The following is a 2,385-nucleotide window of genomic DNA, read 5'->3' as shown; positions in this document are numbered from 1 at the left end:
CGCCAAGATGATCCCCGCCGTAATCCTCTGGATGGGCCCGATGGCCGCTTTCCCTTTCGTGTTCTGGATGGCGCTGACCGGCGGCCTGTTCACCCTGGTGATCCTGATGGTTCGGCGCAGCATGCCGGCCGCGATCATTCCGGGCTTCATCCGTGCGCCTTTCGAGCCCGAGGCAGGCGTCCCTTACGGCGTCGCCATCGCAGCCGGCGCCTTCCTCGCCGGGCCGGGTTCGCCGATGCTCGCCAGCCTGTTCGAGGCGGCCGGTTTCGTCAGTTAACGTTCCTTTAGGCGGAGCGTGCAATTTTTAACCCAGATTGATGTAACGAATCCAGGCTCGCCGCGCCGGCAGGCCGGATCGTGAGGGAGTAGAGGGCGATGTCACCAGTACGGATTGTGATCCTTTTGCTGGCCCTTCTGGCGGCAGGTGGGGCGGCGCTTCTGGTGTCCCGGATGAGCGCGCCGCAAGTCGTCACCGAAACCGTCACCCAGCAGCAGCGGGTCATCCAGACACAAGAAGTCTCGCAAACCAAGGTCCTGATCGTCACCCGCGATCTCGCCATAGGGGCGCCGGTAACCGCAGACGATCTCGCCTGGACCGACTGGCCCGAAAAAAGTGTTCTGCCCACCCATTTCACTCAGGCGCGTACCCCGGACGCCGTCGAGGAAATCGCGGGCGCCATCGTCAAGCTGCCCATCTATGCCAGCGAGCCGATCCTGCAGCAGCGCATCGTGAAGCGCGGTGAAGCCGGTCTCCTCCCGGTCCTGATGGAGCCGGACATGCGCGCCATCGCCATCTCGATCTCGCCAGAATCCGCCTCGGGCGGTTTTGTCCTGCCGAACGACCGGGTGGATCTCATCCTGACCTTTGAACAGGAAGCCTCGCCCGCCACCGGTATCATGGCAAACCGGACGCTGTCGCAAACCCTGCTCAAGAATGTCCGCGTTCTTGCCATCGACCAGACCTATGCGACCCTGCCGGATGGCGGCTCGACCCGCATTGGCAGCACAGCGACGCTGGAGCTGACCCCCACCGAAGTCGAGCTTGTCACACTGGCCAACCGCATCGGCAGCCTGTCGATTGCGCTCCGCCCCCTGACCGAAGACGCCGTCCGCGCGGCACGCGAGCCGCGCTTCGACCTGATGAGCGGCGATGGCGGTGCGCGCGGCATTACGATCATACGAAACAGCAAGCCGGTCGCGGCCGGGGTTGGAGGCAACTGAAGATGCGCAGCTTATCCGCGCTGGCCGGCGCCGCATGTCTGACGCTGGCATTCCCGCTCATGGCTGACACCCAGACGATGGTGAGCGCCGTGCCCAATGGCATGAGTGTCAACATCACCTCGCCGGGGGATCAGGCCAATTCGCGCCGCGTGAAACTCGGCGTCAACAAGTCGATGATCGTCGAACTCGATCGTCCGGCGGCGGATGTCGTCATCTCCAATCCGGAGATCGCCGATGCGGTGGTCCAGACCTCGCAGCGGATCATCTTCCGCGGCATCGAGTTCGGCCAGACCAATGCGCTAATCTTCGACCGCGCCGGCCAGGTGCTTCTGGACCTCAACATCCATGTCGAGACGGACATGGCCGCGCTGCAGGAAACCGTGTCGCGGCATGTGCCGGATGCCCGGGTGAACCTTGAAAGCCTCAATGGCAGCGTGATCATGACTGGCCGGGTCGATAATCTCGCCCAGGCGGACCAGATCAGCCGGCTTGTGGCGGCCTTCTTCCCGGCGGGAAATGAGGCGCCGCAACTCGTCAACATGCTGAACATCGCCGCTGCCGATCAGGTTATGCTCGAAGTCCGCATCATCGAGATGCAGCGCAGCGTGATCAAGCAGCTCGGCATCAACTTCTCCGGTTCCATCGGCTTCGGCGAACTCGCCAGCCAGTCCCTCCAGCAGATTTTCCAGGGCGGTCTTCCCCTCTTCGTTGATCCGCTTACGGGTAACACCAATACACTCGGCATAGGCGAACCAGTCCGGGCCCTGCAGCCGGATGCGCCCTTTTCGCAATCCTTCTCCGGCAGCACATCCACCGGCTTCAATGTTCAGGGCCAGCCCCTCGGCGGCCTCGGCATCAATACGGGCTACACGAACTTCGTCGGTGGCCGTCAACAGTCCGCCGTCGGCGCTTCGCTCAACGCCATGGAGCGGATCGGCATCGTCCGCACCCTCGCCGAGCCCAACATCGTCGCCATGTCGGGCGAAAGCGCGAAATTCCTCGCCGGCGGTGAATTCCCGGTGCCGGTCGGGCAGAGCGATAACGGCGAGGTCAAGATCGAGTTCAAACCATATGGTGTGGGCCTTAGCTTCACGCCGGTGGTGCTCTCCGAAGGCCGCATTTCGCTGAAAGTCTCGACCGAAGTGTCGGAGCTTACCTCGCAGG

At 63.3% G+C, this 2,385-nt stretch carries 2 protein-coding genes and 1 pseudogene; all 3 read left to right on the top strand.

The annotated features are described in order from the left end of the window. Window positions 1-277 (top strand): annotated as a pseudogene (locus ACK4SV_RS16860) (pilus assembly protein CpaA); the annotation flags it as partial. A 98-nt stretch (window positions 278-375) separates the two neighbouring features. Then, window positions 376-1,221 carry a Flp pilus assembly protein CpaB gene (cpaB, locus tag ACK4SV_RS16855; RefSeq protein WP_409919004.1) on the top strand — a complete coding sequence of 282 codons (846 nt, stop codon included), beginning with the start codon at window positions 376-378 and terminating at the stop codon, window positions 1,219-1,221. Between the two features lie 2 nt (window positions 1,222-1,223). Next, the coding region (locus ACK4SV_RS16850) for a type II and III secretion system protein family protein (protein ID WP_409919003.1) at window positions 1,224-2,385 on the top strand (1,162 nt) is incomplete at its 3' end.

It is taken from the genome of Hyphomonas sp. (genome assembly GCF_046313735.1).
Classification (GTDB): Bacteria; Pseudomonadota; Alphaproteobacteria; order Caulobacterales; family Hyphomonadaceae; genus Hyphomonas.
Note: the sequence above shows the minus strand (reverse complement) of the source record. Positions and strands in the feature narration are given on the sequence as shown.